Origin of the sequence: Streptomyces sp. ME19-01-6 (assembly GCF_033793745.1) — a bacterium.
In the GTDB taxonomy this organism is placed as follows: Bacteria; Actinomycetota; Actinomycetes; order Streptomycetales; family Streptomycetaceae; genus Streptomyces.
The window spans coordinates 24799-39718 of record NZ_JARAXF010000054.1 but is presented as its reverse complement, the minus strand read 5'-3'; the positions used below and the strand labels follow the sequence as shown (position 1 = coordinate 39718).

Here is a 14920-nt window from a genome sequence, read left to right as displayed (position 1 = left end):
ACTCAAGCACGGCCTGGGCCTGGACCACTTCGAAGGCCGCTCCTGGCCGGGCTGGCACCACCACGCCACCCTGGTCACCGCCGCCCACGCCTTCCTCACGAGCAGCGACTGGCCCCAAAAGCCGCGAGGGGCTTTCAGAGCTCTTCGCGTTCGGCGTTCTTACCGGACTTCTTGTCAGCGAAAATGCGGATGCAGCCGGCCTGGGTGAGGGCGTGGATCTGGCGGTCGAGGATCTGGCCCTTGGTGGAGACGCAGGCGTAGCCGACGAGTGCGCCGGTGCCCGCAGCCGGGATGGGGGCGAGGAGGTCGGTGCCGTCGTCCAGGGGCTGGCTCATGGGCTGTGATCGTACAGAAAACGGTGGGATCAAGTTGTTGAGCACGCCGACTTTTTGACACCGATTACGCGCATCCCTCGGCGCCGATGCGCTTCCCCGGCACCTGCAATTGACCTTGTTCATCTATCGACCGATAGATCAACGCCGGAAGTCTTGGGTGTGCTCGGTGTTCAGGACGTCGGCGGTTTGATGTGCTGTGATTCCAAGGGCCGAATCGCGAGCGGCAGTGGTGCGGAGTGCACGATGTGGAGGCGGGAGACCGCTCGGGTGAGTGCCACGTACAGGCGGTTCATTCCGCGGGGCTCGGCTTGGACGATGGCTGAGGGCTCGACCACCACGACGTGGTCGTACTCCAGCCCCTTGGCGGTGGAGGCCGGCACGACGGTGAGGCGGGCTCGAAGAGTGTCCGGTCCGGATGCCGGGATCCCGGCCTCGATGAGAGCGCGGTGGAGCTTCGGTGCTTCGGCGTCGGCTGCGATGACGCCGATGGAGCCTGCGTGCTCCAAAGCTGTGTTCACGGCCGCGACTGTCGCAGCGGTCGTGTCGTGGGTCACGTCGATGCTCACTTCTCCGTCACGGCGCAAGGATCGGGCGGGTGGTACGTCTGCGGCAAGGTGGCGGAGCAGGCGGTTGGCGAGTTCGGTGACGGCGCCAGGGACGCGGAATCCTGTGGTGAGTGGGGTGACGATGGCGTCTGGCTTCCCCAGGTGGGTGAGGAACTGCGGCCAGTCGCGTGCGGCCCAGGGGGTGGTGCCTTGGGCGAGGTCCCCAAGGACGGTCACGGATCCGAAGGGTGAGCGGCGGGCGATGGCGCGGCACTGCATGGGGGACAAATCCTGCGCTTCGTCGATCACGACATGCCCGTAGCCGTCGGATCGCTCGATCAGGCCAGCGAGTTCGTCGAGGAGTACGAGATCGGCTGCTGACCAGCGGGCCGACCTGGCAGAGCGCGGGGGTTTGGGCCATAGGAGGGCCTTCTGCTCGTCCAGGTCGAGCACGCCTTCGGCCGCGGCGGCCAAAGTATCCGGATGGGTGAACAGGTCGGTGAGGATTTCCTCGGGTTGCACGGCGGGCCAGAGGGTGTTGAGCAAGGTGGTGACCGGGCGGGCCCTGGAGATCTTCTGTACCCAGGTGTTGGTGCGGGGGCCGCCGCGGCGCTCGGCCTGGTGCTGAACGGCGCGGACGATGCGGGTACGGACGCGTTGGCGCCCCACGGCATAGGGGGGTTCCTCGGTGCGTACGTCCCGGACGATCTTCTCCAGTGCGTCGGCGGGTACACGCCAGCGGTAGGAACCGTCCGGCAGTACGAGCGACGTCGCTTCTGCGCCCACTCGCGCGTAGATCGCGCGGCGCAGAACCTCTGCCATGCGGATGTCATGCTTGACGATCGCCGCGGTGTCGCTGTCCTGTGCCGTGACCGGGTGGCGGGCGATCTCGTCGTCGAGGGTGGACTGCCTCACTCCGGTCTCGCCGAGCACGGGCAGGACTTCGGAGATATAGGCGAGGAAGGCGCGGTTGGGGCCGAGTATCAGCATTCCGCCGCGCTGGATGCGCTGTGGATAGGTGTAGAGGAGGTAGGCGGCGCGGTGCAGTCCGACCGCGGTCTTGCCCGTGCCCGGGGCGCCCTGGACGCAGAGGGACGTGGTGAGGCCCTCACGTACGAGGTCGTCCTGCTCGGGCTGGATGGTAGCGGCGATGTCGCGCATGGGACCGATGCGGGGGCGCTCGATCTCGCTGGCGACGATGCTGCTTTCCCGCGCCTCGCCCTCACTGAGGTGTTCGTCCTCCAGGCCGGTGAGGTCGGCCCAGTCGCCGCGACTGGCCGGTGACCAGCCGAAGCGGCGCCGGACGGCGACGCCTTGAGGGTTCAGGGCGCTGGCCTGGTAGAAGGCGCGCGCCACTGGCGCGCGCCAGTCGACCACCAGCGGTGGGGCGGACGGATCGTGCGCGACGCGCACACGCCCGATGTGGTACTCCTGCCCGGCGTGGTCACCGGCGGCCTGGGTGTCCCGGGCGAAGTCAATGCGCCCGAAGAACAGCGGGCCCTCGGGCAGCTCACGAAGTTCCTTGGCCTGGCTGCGCAACAGGTAGCCGAGCACCTCGGCGTCGGCGCCGGACGCGGAGGCGTCCTCACCAACCACCACCTGCTCCTGCGCGCCGTCGACCATGGCCTTCAGCGCCGCTCGGCATGCGTCGTGGTAGGCGCGCTCCCGGGTCAGGGCATCACTGAGTACGGAGTCGGAGTGTGACATCCCTTGAGAATAATGCAACCGAGTAACGTTTTTTGCCTGGTTGCCTTACGAGGTCAGGCAAGGTGCGGCAGCCCAGCATCGAGTTGCCAGCAAGAGCGGCCTCGTCCCGTTCCACATGAGCGTGCAGGCGCGCCACCAGTGACGGCGTCCCGGTTGATGGGGCTATTTGAATCTGGCTCTGACCGCAGTTCCGTGAATCCCCAGGTCAGGGGCGGGAACGCGGGATCGTTTCAGCAGGGTGTTTCCTGCTGTGACGAGCAAGACGGTCGAGGATGTGCTGTTTCCCGGGATCGACGTGCGAGTGGATCGCGTCAGCGAGTCCTCCGGCGCCCTGGTGGGGAGGCGGTGTCCACCGCTCGTCCGGGCCGGTGCCCGGGCTGCCGGAAGCAGGCGGGACGTGGGCACGGCTCGTACCAACGATCCCTGGAGGCAAGGCCGTTGGGCTCTCCGTCGGTTGCGGTCCGGCTCCGGGTGCGCCGGTACTTCTGCGACCGCAGGAGCTGTTCCCGCAGGACGTTCGTCGAGCAGGTTGGCGGGCTGACCGAACGGCACCGTCGGTCGAGCGTCGGGCTCACGGGATGGCTGCGGTCGATCGCGGTCGAGCTGGGAGGCCGTCCGGCCGCACGGCTGTGCCACCGACTGCGGCTGACCGCGGGCCGGACCCAGCTGCTCAGGCTGCTCAAGGCCCCGACGGTTCCGGACCGCGCCCCGCGGGTGCTGGGGGTGGACGAGTATTTTGAAGGCTGCGGCGAGTTTCTTCGCGGCCGAGCTCGACCGGCCACAGACACGCTCGTAGCGTTCATCGACGAGCACCGGGACCGCTTCGGCGGCGTCGAGCCGATCTGCAGGACCCTCACCGAGCACGCCTGCAAGATCGCCCCTTCCACGTATGACGCCCACAGGAAACGCCTCGGGACTCCCTCCGCCCGTTCCGTGCGCGATGAGGAGCTCAAGGAGCGGATCCAAGAGGTCTACACCTCCAACTACCGCGTCTGCGGAGCCCGGAAGATCTGGCGCGAGCTGAACCGGCAGGGGCATGCCGTTGCCCGCTGCACCGTGGAGCGTCTCATGCGCGAGCTCGGTCTCACCGGCGCCGTCCGCGGCAGGAAGGTGAGCACGACGATCACCGAGGCTTCCGCCGGGCGAGCCCCGGACCTCCCCGACCGCGACGTCGTCGCCAGTGCCCCCAACCGCTGCTGGGTCGCGGACTTCACGCATGTCGCCACCTGGAGCGGGGTCGTCTACGTCGCCTTCGTCGTGGACACCTTCTCCCGGCGCATTGTTGGCTGGTCCGCCGCCACCGCCAAGGAGACCAGGCTCGTCCCGGACGCCCTGGAGATGGCCCTGTGGCAACGTGACCAGGGACGGATACCCTTACCGACAGGGCGAGTTGATACACCACTCGGACGCGGGGTCGCAGTACACAGCGTTCGCGCTGGCCGAGCATCTGGACCGAGCCGGCATCGCCGCATCCATCGGCTCGGCCGGCGACGCCTACGACAACGCCCTGATGGAATCCACGATCGGCCTGTTCAAGACCGAGCTGATCAAACCCGGCCGCCCCTGGAAGAAGCTCTCCCAGGTCGAGCTCGCCACCGCCGAGTGGATCAACTGGTACTGCCACCGCCGACTCCATGGTGAGATCGGCCACGTCCCGCCCGTCGAATACGAGACCACCTACTACATGCAAAACACGAAACCCCAGGTCACAACCACAATCTGAGATCTCTACCGAACCCGGGGCGGTTCACCCCCTTCTCATACCGGTAATGGCACGAGCCCGCGGCCGGCTGCTGCTGCACCGTGTATTTCTTCTGCGGGCCGGCACCCGCCGCGATCGACCGCCCCGCGCCAGCGGCACCCGAGCGGGACGCTGCCGGCGCCGGGGACGACGACGAATCCCATTCACCCAGCGAGACGGACGAACAGCCCGCCAGCACCAGACAGGTGAGCAGCGCGGCACACAGAGCGTACGACGACCCCTCACGGGCAGGTGGCAGCTGAGAAGATGCTGGCCTACCAGGAACCCCGCGCACAGCGGCGGCGCGTGCATGAACGTCATCTGCCGGATGCGCGCACCGTCAGGTTGCGAACCGGCAGCCCGTGATGACGGCGGCAGCGACCATCAGGGAATAGCCGGCCAGCTCGCCCATGGCGCAGATGACGACCGCACGCGTGTAGGAGGACTTGGTGCCCAGCAACGGCCCACCGATCCCGTCGGCGGTATAGACCATGGTGACGGGCGTTCCGTCTTGGTGCGGGCAAGCGCCGCCGGACGGCAGTGGATCGACATCGCCATCGGGGTCCTGGACATAGCACTGCACGTACGTGCCGTGGCTGCCCTGTTGACGGTCCTGGTAGTCGATGGAGCCGACGCCCTCCTTACCGAAGGCGACCAGTCTGGCAGGTGATGCGTAGACGGCGCCTACCGCGAGCGCGATCGATGCCAGCGTGTAGCAGACCTTGACCCGCTTGGGCACCACGTTCCGCCCGCGGCTTGCGCCATGGCGCCAGGGCCTGCGTAAGCGCCGTATCCAGGCCGACCTTGCGGACCGTCTCCACCAGGAGCACGGCCCCGGCCTGCGTCACCACTCCACGACCGACGCTCTCGACACGGACGCGTGGGTAGGAACCGATACGCTGCTTCACCTGGAAAGTGCCTCCGAACCGCGTGCGAACAAGGATCGCGACAATCCTCATTCTCGCTGATCAGAGGCATCTTCCGTGTTCGTGATCACGATCTGGACAGCTCGCCACGCGAAAGCACGATGGTGGAGCCCGGTGTCGGGATCAGTCAGTCGTTGCCGGGTTTGCCGAACTCTTCGATCAGCACGGGATACTGCTCTCCACCGTGTCCGGCGGCGATCGAGCGGTCGGCCATCGCCTTGATCAACTTCGGCAGTTCGGCGTTGACACCCACCGCCTCGCTCTCCTCGATCAGGTGTGCCATCGCCCGCGCGTCGGTCTCCAGGGCCGACTCCTGGGCCGGGAAGGAGCCGCTGTCGATCTGCTCGGCATATCCAGACAGCCATTCGGCCACACCAACAGCGATCTGCCGAGCGAACGGCGCATATGTTGCGGCGTCAACACCAGCCGTCCTGAGCAGGGCAGTGCCCTGGAGCCAGGCGTTCAGGACGCTCCACATCATGGCCAGTCCGGCCACGTCGTACAGGGACGCCAGCCCATGGTCCGCACCCAGGTAGGTGACGGTGCCGAGCACGTCGAGCGTTGACTTGTGTGCCTCGAAGTCCGACTGCGGCCCGCTGTGCAGAATCACCGCCTCGGCGGTCCCGATCGCCGGCGGGATGGCCATGATGGCGCCGTCCAGGTAACGGGCGCCTCGCTGCTCCGCCCATTGGGCGGCTTCCCGGGCCTGGGCCGAGGAACCCGAGGTCAGGTTGATCAACATCGTGCCGTCCAGCTCGCCATCGCTCGCGCCGAACAGCTCCTGCATGGCCTGGTAGTCGGTGACGCAGATGATCGTCAGGGAACCTGCCTTGAGCGCGTCGCCAAGCGTTGGCGCCAGCCGTGCGCCCTCGGCCACCAACTGGTCGGCCTTGGAGGCCGTACGGTTCCACACGGTGGTGGGATGCCCGGCTTTCAGGAAGGCGCCGGCGAGTGCCTGGCCCATCAGTCCGAGTCCGATGACTGTCACGGGTGTATCGGGTTCGTTGTTCATGGCAGCATCGTCAACGTTGATACCGGTGTGAAGGTCAAGCGAGGTTTCGATGCGGATCGGGGAACTGAGCCGTCGGACGGGCGTCAACGCCCATCAGTTGCGCTACTACGAGGCTCAGGGCCTGCTGGAGGCGGACCGCGGCGCGAACGGTTACCGCGAGTACGACGAGAACGCCGTGCTGCGGGTGCGTCAGATCCGGCACCTGCTCGGTGCCGGTTTGTCCTCCGAGGACATCGCGTACCTGCTGCCCTGTGCGGTCGGAGAGGCCCCGGAGCTGCTCGGGTGTCCCGAGTTGCTGGCCGCGATGCGCTCACGGCTGCAGCGACTGGACGATCAGATGGACAGGCTCGCTCAATCCCGCAACGCGCTTGCCGACTACATCGATGCGGCCGAGCGAATGGGCAACGAGAGCTACCCACCCTTTGACGATGCCGGCCTGGCGCCCGTCCCCGCCTGAGCAGCTGGGGCGCCCCGTCTTGCGGACCGTCTCGACCAGCAGCACCCCGCCGGCCTGCGAGGCCACCGCCGACGCCTCGGCCTGCACGCGATCACGCGGAGACAGAGCGGCTCGACATCGCGTGCAGGGCGACGCCGGGCGGCCTAGTACTCCAGCAGCGTTTCGCTATCTGGCCTGGTCGGAGGCGTCGCTGGGGGTGTAGTGGCCAGGCAGCGGGGCGGTGGCGGACTCGGTGGAAGACCCCACCAACGAGGCCGTCCTGCGTCGGTGGTGGCAGTGCCGGGCGATCGCCTGGTGCTGTCGGCGCCAGCGCGACCAGTTCAGAGCGTGCTGGCGAAGCGGCGGGCCGTGGAGGTCGCGCGGGACGAGGCGAGGTGCCAGGAGCCGGCGGACCTCTGCCACGGTGAGCGGGGCCAGGCCCGGGGTGCCGGAACCGTTTCTGCACCCCCCTTTGCCGCCGCGTCGGCCGTCATCGCGGCGAGGTAGGCGTGGGAGAGCATGGCCAGGGTGATGTGCCGGTACCAGCCGACGTAGCGGCGGACCTCGTACTGATCCAGGCCGCACTCGTTCTTCGCGGCCTGGAAGCACTCCTCGATCTGCCAGCGCGTCCCGGCGATCCGCACCAGATCGACGATCTCAGCCTCCATCGGAGCATAGGCCAGGTAGAGGCGATCTCCTCGGGCTTGCTGCGGCTGCGCCGGGCCAGCGCCCGTCGCCGACGGACCTGTTCGCCCCGCTGGTAGTCGAACTCCCGCACTGCGCGCAGCTGCACCGCCGCCCAGTCGTAGAGACGCGGTCCCTTGGCTCCGTCTCCGCAGGACAGCGGCTCCCATGCCTCGTCGGGAGCCTGGGCGAACACGTAGTCGGCGCGCGGGCCGAAGACCTGCTGCGACTTCGGCACGGCCAGGGCGTAGCCAAGGCCGGACTGCTCCAGCAGGCGGCGGAAGCGTCCCTCCTGTCCGTAGGCGGCATCCGCCGTCACCCAGGCCAGTGGGAGCGGGGAGGCCAGGGCGCGCAGGACCAGACGTTTGGCCAGGTCACCCTTGGTGGCGAAGTCGCGTTCCTCGGGGATCTTCGCCACCCGGCAGCGTTCGCGGTCGCCTGTCCAGGATTTGGGAAGGTAGAGCTCGCGGTCCACCAGAGCGCGGCCCGTGCGGGTGGCGTAGGCGGCGAAGACGCCGATCTGGCAGTTCTCGGTGCGGCCGGGGGCCTGAGTATTGGCGCTGCACCCCGGCGGAGGTGGTGCCTTTCTTGAGGAAGCCGGTGTCGTCGATGATCAGCACCCCCTCGTCCTCGCCGAGGTGTTCGGCGACATAGCTCTGCAGGTCGTCGCGGAGGTCGTCGGCGTTCCAGCGGGCCCCGTTGAGCAGGCGTTGAAGGCCATCGGGGGTACGGTGTCCGGCGAACTCGGCCAGTTGCCAGCCGTTCTTGCGGCCGACCGGGCCGAGCAGGCCACGGACGTAGGCGCGCATCCGGGCACGCAGGTCCGCACGCCCGAAACGGTGGCCGATGCGGAGGAAGAGGTCGTCGAGTTCCCGGGCCCAGGTTGCGTCCGCCGTGTCGTCGCTCATGTTCGGGCACTGCCCGTACCGGGCCTCGGCCAGTGCCCCGACGGCCTCGTTGGTGGGGTCTTCCACCGAGTCCGCCACCGCCCCGCTGCCTGGCCACTACACTCCCAGCGACGCCTCCGACCAGGCCAGATAGCGAAACGCTGCTGGAGTACTAGGGTCTGTCATCAAAGTGATCTTGAGTTGTGGATCACGGAGTCGTGATGCGTCGCCATGAACTGTCGGCCGGGGTCAGGACGGCGGACGCAAGGTGTTCGCGGAACCAGCGGTGCCCCGGGTCCGCCGAGTTGCGGGGATGCCAGGCCATCCCGAGGTCCAGGGGTTCCAGGTCGAGGGGGACGGGGAACGTCCGCAGGCCCATGGCCGCGACGGTGTCGGGGAGCCAGTCGGCCAGACTGAGCGCGACGAGGTCGGTGTCCCGGGCGAGCATCATCGCGCTCGTGTGGCTGGGCACAACGACCGCGGTCCGGCGGCGCAGTCCGAGTTCCGCGAGGGCGCGGTCGATGGGCCCGAGGCGCTTGCCGAGCCGGGAGATGCCGATGTGGTCGGCCGCGGCGAAACGGCGGGCGTCGATCCGCCCGTCGAAGAGGGGATGACCGCTGCGGGCGATGCCGACCAGCGTCATCCGGGTGAGCTGCCGGGTCCGGATCTCCGGGTCCAGGTGTCCGAGGACGCCAAGTTCGACGTCCACCCAGCCCTGCCTCAGCCCGGGACCGCCCTCCACCGCCTCCGGCAGAAAGACGACGTCCACCTGCGGGGCCCCCGCGTGGATCCGCTCGGTCAGGCTCCCGGCCAGTCCCACCAGGAGCAGGTCGGTGGCCTGCACCGTGAAGGTGCGCTTGAGGTGCGCGGCGTCGAACCCGGCACCGGGCCGCAGCACGTTGTCGCACCTGCGCAGCAACGCCCTGACCTCCTCGCGGAGTTCCACGGCACGCGGGGTCGGGACCAGCCCCTGGCCGGCCCGGACCAGCAGCGGGTCGCCGACGGTACGGCGGAGCCGGGCCAGGGTGCGGCTCACCGCCGCGGGCGAGGTGCCGAGGCGCTCCGCAGCGCGGGTCACGCTGTTCTCCTGGAGCAGGGCGTCCAGGACGCGCAGCAGGTTGAGATCCACTGATTCCTCTCTTCTGAAATGCATTTTTGCGCTTGCGGCAATGATTGGATGCCAATCTTTGCATTGCTGCCGCACCTGCCGGCACCGGAGAGTGGAGACGCCCGCGACAACGCGTGGCATTCCCGCTTCCCCGTTCAAGGAGTCGCTGTGCAGCAGTCCCCCCGTACCGGTCGAGAAGGCGATGTACTCGCCGTCGTCAGTCAGAGCGGACCGACGGTCTCGTTCTTCGACGCCGCCTCCGACCACCACCTCGGCGAAGTGCAGGTCCCCGCCGAGCCGCACGAGTTGTGCTACGACCCGACGCAGCGACTGCTGTGGTGCACGCTGACGTACCGCTCGGGCTACTACCACGCGAACGGCGGCCGACGCACCGAGCTGGCCGTCATCGATCCCGACAGCCGCCGCATCGTCGAGGTCGTCGACCTCGCCCCGGAACACGGGCCGCACGGGCTGGCGCTGGACACGGTGGGCGGGCGGCTCTACGTCAGCGTGGAAGGCGCGGAGGACCGGCCCGGCGGTGTCGTGGTGATCGACACGGGGACCCGCCGGCCCCTGGGCAGGATCGACACGGACGCGCCCGGCCCGCACTGGTTCGCGATCGATCCGGCGGGGCGGACGGGTTACGCCACCAACAAGGAAGCGCCGTTCGTGTCCGTCGTGGACCTCGAACGGGGCATCGTCACCGCGAAGGTCGAGGTCCCGGGCAGTGAGGGGCTCGCCGTCTCCGCCGACGGCACGCACGCCTTCGTCGCCGCGCCGTACGGCAACTTCTCCGGCAGCGCCGAGGGGTGGCCGGTTACCGGTATCCGCGTCATCGACACCCGGACGGCGTCCGTCGTCGACACCCTGCCCACGGAGAACGTCATCCTGCCGGTGCACCTGACGTCGACGGGCAAGCTGCTCGCGGGCGAGTTGCGCATGACAGCCGACCCGGGGACGCAACTCGGACGCCACGCACCGGGCCGCCTCACCGTGTTCAGCGCCGACACCCGCAAGCAGCTGGGCGAGGTCGAGGTCGGGCTCTTCCCACTGACCATCACCTCCTCCCCCGACGGCCGGCTCGGCTACGTGGCCTGCGTCGTCTCCTCCACCGTCGACATCGTCGACCTGGAAACGCTGGAGCGCCTGGCCCGGCTGGACATCGCCAAGCTCGGCGAACCCGGCGCGCACGGCCTGGCGTACATCCCACGCCCCGCTTGACCGCCTAGGTGCTGTGACCGCGTAGGTTCTCCGGGTTACGGCATGGTTCTGCCCCGGGGCACGGAGCACTCGTGCAGGGAAACCGTTGTGACGGTGACGTGCAGGTGTCACCGAGAGTCAGGTGACACCTGCCGTCGAAAGAGGACACTGAACTGGGGCGGCTCTTGGAGGACGAGTACTCCGACTCGCCCCGGGCCCTGCTCGAACGGTCCCGCAAGCCCGGACGATCGATGGGCTCTTTCGCCCGTGCACTCGAGGACTTCTTCACCCTTCGCGGCTTGGCCCTGCCCACCGACCAGGCCGAACGCCTTGCCGCGGGCCGACGTCGCCGCCGGGTCGAGGCCGTGCCCGGACCCCTGCGACCGGCCGTTGCGGCGTTCGACGTCTTCCGGATGCGAGCCCAGGACCAGGCCCGCCGAGCTGGCACCCGCCCCCGCAGCAACCACACTCTGGAAACCGCCCTGGCCACTCTGCCGGACCTGGCCACCTTCCTGATCAACGAGCGCGACAAGGACGACTGGTCCATCGTCGACGTGCACGACATCGAAGCCTTCCTGGCCGTCCTACCCCGGGCCCGCAAGCGGCGGCTGACCGTGCTGCGGCAGTTCTTCCGCTTCGCGCGGGCCCAGAAGCTGGTGCTGGTCGACCCGACCCGCGGCCTGGTCGCGAAGGAGACGAAGGGCTTCCGAGGCCAGACCCTCACCCTCGACCAGCAGCGCGAGCTGTTCCGACGCTGGACGACCGGAAAACACGTTCACCCCCACGAGGGGCTGGCGGGCATGCTCGCCCTGTTGCACGGCGCCTCCAGTTCGGAGGTCCGGTTGCTCCAGATCACCGAAGTGGACCACCTCGCCCAGAGCACCCGGCTCGGCAAACGACCCCACCCCGTTCCTCTGGACCCCGCCTCCTGGACGGTGCTGCAGCGGTGCCTGGCTCACCGAGATGCCTGGCGGACCGAGAACCCGCACGTCATGGTCACCAAAGGAACCAAGGCCGGGCGAAGCCCGGCCTCAACTGCCTATCTCTCCCACATTCTTGACGACTGCGGATACCCGCCCCGGATGATCCGCAGCACACGACTCGTCGACCTGGTGAACACCATGGATTCCAAGCTCGTCGCCGTGGCCTTCGGCATGGACCCGCAGGCCACCCTGAGCTATCTCGCCGACCATGCCGATCCCGGATGGGAAACCCGCCTGCCGCAAGATCACAGCCCGTGATCTACTGCGGATCATGCCGTTGCTGATGCTGGACCTCGACAACACCCTGGTCGACCGCGACGCCGCCTTCCGTGACGCCGTCGCCGCATTCCTCGCCGAGCATCGCCTGCCCGATACCGATCTCTCGTGGGTGATGACCATCGACGCCAGCGGCTATACCGCCCGCCACGATGTCGCCACAGCCGTGACAGACCGATACCAGGGCATGGTGCCCGCCGAGGCCATCCATGCCCTGCTTGACCATGGCGCCGCCGATCGTGTCGTGCTGACGGACTCCTCCCGCGAGGCCCTGGGGAAAGCCCAGGTTGACGGCTGGACCTGCGTGATCGTCACCAACGGCCGCACTGCCCAGCAGGAAGCCAAGATCCGCCAGGCCGGACTCGACCAGCTCGTTCAGGGCTGGGTGATCTCCGAGGCGGTCGGCCGCAAGAAGCCCGAACCGGAGATCTTCCACGCTGCCGCGGAGACCGTCGGAGTGCCCCTCACCGGCGCATGGGTCATCGGCGATTCACCACATGCCGACATCGCCGGCGCGAATGTACTCGGGCTGCGAAGCGTGTGGGTGTCGAACGGGCAGCTGTGGTCCCAGGACTCTTCCCAACCCACCCATGTCGCCAAGGACGTCGCCACCGCGATCAACTACGTCATCAGCGCGGCGAGATAAGGCCCGCGACCCGCTCCGCCGTCTCAGCAAGGCCGAACCTGTGACACTTCGCCGCTACCTCACACAGGTTCGCGGGAACAAGTGCGCTTTGCTGGGCGCCCGGTTGCTGGTGGTGATCAGGGACCGGCCCTGTCGTTCAGAGACGAGTTCGTAGAGGTCGTCGGCCTGGGGTGCGGTCAGCTGGCGCATCGCGAAGTCGTCGAGGATGAGCAGGTCGGGGCGGATGAGTACGCGCATGCGCTTGTCCCAGGTGCGGTCCGCGTGACCGCCGACGAGCTCGCTGAGGATGCGGCTGGTCTTGCTGAAGCGGACGTTGGCGCCCTGGCGGACGGCCTGGTGCCCGAGGGCCCGGGCGACGTGTGTCTTGCCGACCCCGACGGGCCCGAACAAAATGACGGACTCGCCGGAGTGGAGCCAGCGCAAGGCCGCAAGATCGCCGATCTGGGCGGCGGGCAGCTTCGGGGAAGCGGTGAAGTCGAAGCCCTCCAAGGTGGCCTGCTGCTCGAATTTCGCCCTGCGCAGGCGCCGTTCGAGCGCAACGGACTCGCGGCGGGTGATCTCGTCCCGGCAGAGGACCTGGAGGAAGTCGAGGTGCCCGAGCTCGCCCTTTTGGGCCTGGGTGAGGCGGGCGTCAAGGGTTTCCAGCATGCCGGACAGCCGCAGCGTCTTCAGCGACTCGCGCAGGGCGATGGTCATCACGCTCACCGGCCGGCCTCCTCAGCATCGGTGTCGGCGTGACCCTGGTCGTCGTGAACCTCGCCGGGGATCTGCCGGGGGACGGTGGCGGCGAACAGGCCCTCGGGCCCGTGCAGGAACGCCGCGGCCCCAGCGCCACCGGTCTCCGGTTCCGGGTCGGTCTCGGTGCCGGCGACCAGGATGCCCTTGACGGTCCGGTAGGACGGATCACCAACCGCGATCGCCTTCGCGCAGGCGGCTTCGACTCTGGCGTCGCCGTACTTCTTGCGCAGCCCGAGCACGCTCTGGGCGGCCCGGAGCCGGTGGAGGGCGTTGACCTCCAGCAGCTGGTCGATCACCTAACGGCAGGCGTCCCCGACCTGCGGGGCTTGGCCGCGGCACCAGATCGGCGTGCGCATCTGGAAAGCGATCTTCTCCGGCGGGTAATCGTTCTTGTCGGTGCGTTTGCCCTGCTCAAGTGCCGCGTGCCTCTTGACCAGCTCGCCTTCGTGAAAGACCTGCACCATCGTGGCGGTGGAGCGGACATCGACACGGCGGCCGATCAGCTTCCAGGGCACCGAGTAGAGGGAGCGGCCGACCTTGATGTGGATGTCAGGGCCGACGGTGGCCTGTGACCATCTGGCGAGCACGAACGGCTCCTCGGGCAGCGGCAGCAGGGCCGGCGCTTCCACCGCATCGAACACCGAGAGCGGCTTCGCGCCACCCAGCGGGCGGCACTGCCGCTGACCTGCGACGTTCGTGGCCCAGAGCAGGGCCTCGGCCTGCATCTGCTCCAGCGAGGTGAAGGCCCGACCGCTCCAGAACGAGTCGCGGACATAGGTCATGGGCCGCTCGACCCACGGCTTTTCCTTCGGCTTCGATGCGCGGGCCGGGTCCACCAACCTGCCGTAGCAGGAGACGAGTTCGGCATAAGACCGGTTGATCTTCGGGTCGTAGAGGTCCGGCTTGTCGACCCCGATCTTGAGGTTGTCCGGCACCAAACGGCGCAAGGCGCCGCCGAAGAAGCGGAAGCCTTCCGCGTGCGCGAGGGTCCAGGCGTGCTGGTCCATGTGCGTCACCGGGCGGACGAACATATGCCGCGAGGCGGGCAGCACCATCACGAACGCCCAGATCCGGTGCCGTTCCCGCTCGTGGGGTTGATCCACTGCCCCAGGAAGCCGTAGTCGACCTGGGCCTCCGAGCCCGGCTCGATGTCATCCCGCAGCACCGTGACCTTCGAGCGGGCCGCCTCGTCGGGCAGGTTCTCGTGCATCCAGCGGCGGAACGTCGTCAGCGACACCTTCAACTTGCCCTCAACGCACAGCCGTTGCTGGATCGTGGTGACCGTCGTGGTCTTCAGCAGTTCCTTGACGTAGTCGCGGTGCGGCTCGATCTCACCCCACCTGACCTGGTTCAGCTTCCGGCTCGTGAGCTCGGGGAACCAGCTCTTGAGCAGCTTGGCCCAGTCCGTCTCGCTCACGGGCGGCCCGCCCGGGGTGATCCCCGCCTTCTCCGCCGGCGCCAGGTACTTCCTGATCGTCTTGCGGTCCACCCCCAGCGAGGCGGACACCTGGCTCTTGGACCGGCCCGCGTACCAGTGCACGTAGATCTCGACGATGTCGACCACGGTGAACGTTCTCCTTGCCATCCGGTGCGTCCGTCGGCCTCTCGGCTCGCGGATCGAGGGACCGTGACGGCTCCGAGAGGCCCAGACCCTCAACCCGGGCACCGACATGCCCATGGGAAACCCGGCCGATTC

Annotated in this window: 11 protein-coding genes and 5 pseudogenes; 7 read left to right on the top strand and 9 right to left on the bottom strand. The window is 68.3% G+C overall.

Translation table 11 applies throughout. The annotated features are described in order from the left end of the window. Positions 1 to 150 (top strand): annotated as a pseudogene (locus PV419_RS53680) (IS701 family transposase); the annotation flags it as partial. Here the strand turns inward: PV419_RS53680 and PV419_RS51005 are convergent. Then, the gene (locus tag PV419_RS51005; protein WP_319700918.1) at positions 135 to 335 is read right to left on the bottom strand and encodes a recombinase family protein; all 201 of its coding nucleotides are present in this window, start codon (positions 333 to 335) and stop codon (positions 135 to 137) included. The pseudogene PV419_RS53680 and the gene PV419_RS51005 sit on opposite strands and share 16 nt — an antisense overlap. A gap of 170 nt (positions 336 to 505) precedes the next feature. Beyond that, positions 506 to 2587 (bottom strand): HelD family protein, encoded by a 2082-nt coding sequence (locus PV419_RS51000; RefSeq protein ID WP_319700917.1) that lies wholly within the window; start codon positions 2585 to 2587, stop codon positions 506 to 508. A 12-nt stretch (positions 2588 to 2599) separates the two neighbouring features. Between PV419_RS51000 and PV419_RS53675 the strand changes: the two are divergent. After that, positions 2600 to 3889: pseudogene (locus PV419_RS53675) on the top strand (IS3 family transposase); the annotation flags it as partial. Positions 3890 to 3941: 52 nt separating this feature from the next. Continuing rightward, entirely contained in the window at positions 3942 to 4310 is a 369-nt protein-coding gene (locus PV419_RS50995; protein WP_319700916.1) for an integrase core domain-containing protein, read from the top strand. Between the two features lie 358 nt (positions 4311 to 4668). On the opposite strand, the gene PV419_RS50990 is transcribed toward PV419_RS50995, so the two are convergent. The 3 genes and pseudogenes from PV419_RS50990 to PV419_RS50980 form a co-directional block, all read right to left on the bottom strand. Beyond that, positions 4669 to 5067: a hypothetical protein gene (locus PV419_RS50990; RefSeq protein ID WP_319700915.1), complete on the bottom strand. Its 399-nt coding sequence runs from the start codon at positions 5065 to 5067 to the stop codon at positions 4669 to 4671. 7 nt (positions 5068 to 5074) lie between these two features. After that, a pseudogene (locus tag PV419_RS50985) lies at positions 5075 to 5236 on the bottom strand (IS1380 family transposase); the annotation flags it as partial. Between the two features lie 145 nt (positions 5237 to 5381). After that, the gene (locus tag PV419_RS50980) at positions 5382 to 6266 is read right to left on the bottom strand and encodes an NAD(P)-dependent oxidoreductase (protein ID WP_319700920.1); all 885 of its coding nucleotides are present in this window, start codon (positions 6264 to 6266) and stop codon (positions 5382 to 5384) included. A 49-nt stretch (positions 6267 to 6315) separates the two neighbouring features. On the opposite strand from PV419_RS50980, the gene PV419_RS50975 reads away from it, so the two are divergent. Then, positions 6316 to 6723 (top strand): MerR family transcriptional regulator, encoded by a 408-nt coding sequence (locus tag PV419_RS50975; RefSeq protein WP_319700914.1) that lies wholly within the window; start codon positions 6316 to 6318, stop codon positions 6721 to 6723. Positions 6724 to 7043: 320 nt separating this feature from the next. Here the strand turns inward: PV419_RS50975 and PV419_RS50970 are convergent. Then, positions 7044 to 8294 (bottom strand): annotated as a pseudogene (locus tag PV419_RS50970) (IS701 family transposase). A 187-nt stretch (positions 8295 to 8481) separates the two neighbouring features. Then, complete coding sequence (locus tag PV419_RS50965) at positions 8482 to 9402, bottom strand: LysR family transcriptional regulator (RefSeq protein WP_319700913.1); 921 nt, start codon at positions 9400 to 9402, stop codon at positions 8482 to 8484. Between the two features lie 147 nt (positions 9403 to 9549). Between PV419_RS50965 and PV419_RS50960 the strand changes: the two genes are divergently transcribed. The 3 genes from PV419_RS50960 (at position 9550) to PV419_RS50950 (ending at position 12486) form a co-directional block, all read left to right on the top strand. Then, a complete protein-coding gene (locus PV419_RS50960; protein ID WP_319700912.1) occupies positions 9550 to 10602 on the top strand; it encodes a YncE family protein in 1053 nt (350 codons plus the stop codon). 278 nt (positions 10603 to 10880) lie between these two features. Continuing rightward, a complete protein-coding gene (locus PV419_RS50955) occupies positions 10881 to 11822 on the top strand; it encodes a hypothetical protein (protein ID WP_319700911.1) in 942 nt (313 codons plus the stop codon). Beyond that, positions 11773 to 12486, top strand: a complete 714-nt coding sequence (locus PV419_RS50950; protein WP_319700910.1) for an HAD family hydrolase — start codon at positions 11773 to 11775, stop codon at positions 12484 to 12486. Before PV419_RS50955 ends, PV419_RS50950 begins: the two co-directional genes overlap by 50 nt. Positions 12487 to 12540: 54 nt before the next feature. Here the strand turns inward: PV419_RS50950 and PV419_RS50945 are convergent, their stop codons facing one another. Continuing rightward, positions 12541 to 13182, bottom strand: a complete 642-nt coding sequence (locus PV419_RS50945) for an ATP-binding protein (protein ID WP_319700919.1) — start codon at positions 13180 to 13182, stop codon at positions 12541 to 12543. Positions 13183 to 13187: 5 nt separating this feature from the next. After that, positions 13188 to 14788, bottom strand: a pseudogene (istA, locus tag PV419_RS53670) (IS21 family transposase). Between the last annotated feature and the right edge of the window lie 132 nt (positions 14789 to 14920).

What these genes read in the sequence shown, in the direction of transcription:
- PV419_RS51000 (WP_319700917.1), bottom strand. Translation starts at nt 2,587, where the DNA reads ATGTCACACTCCGACTCCGTACTCAGTGATGCCCTGACCCGGGAGCGC.
- PV419_RS50980 (WP_319700920.1), bottom strand. Translation starts at nt 6,266, where the DNA reads ATGAACAACGAACCCGATACACCCGTGACAGTCATCGGACTCGGACTG.
- PV419_RS50975 (WP_319700914.1), top strand. Translation starts at nt 6,316, where the DNA reads ATGCGGATCGGGGAACTGAGCCGTCGGACGGGCGTCAACGCCCATCAG.
- PV419_RS50945 (WP_319700919.1), bottom strand. Translation starts at nt 13,182, where the DNA reads ATGACCATCGCCCTGCGCGAGTCGCTGAAGACGCTGCGGCTGTCCGGC.
- PV419_RS51005 (WP_319700918.1), bottom strand. Translation starts at nt 335, where the DNA reads ATGAGCCAGCCCCTGGACGACGGCACCGACCTCCTCGCCCCCATCCCG.
- PV419_RS50950 (WP_319700910.1), top strand. Translation starts at nt 11,773, where the DNA reads ATGCCGATCCCGGATGGGAAACCCGCCTGCCGCAAGATCACAGCCCGT.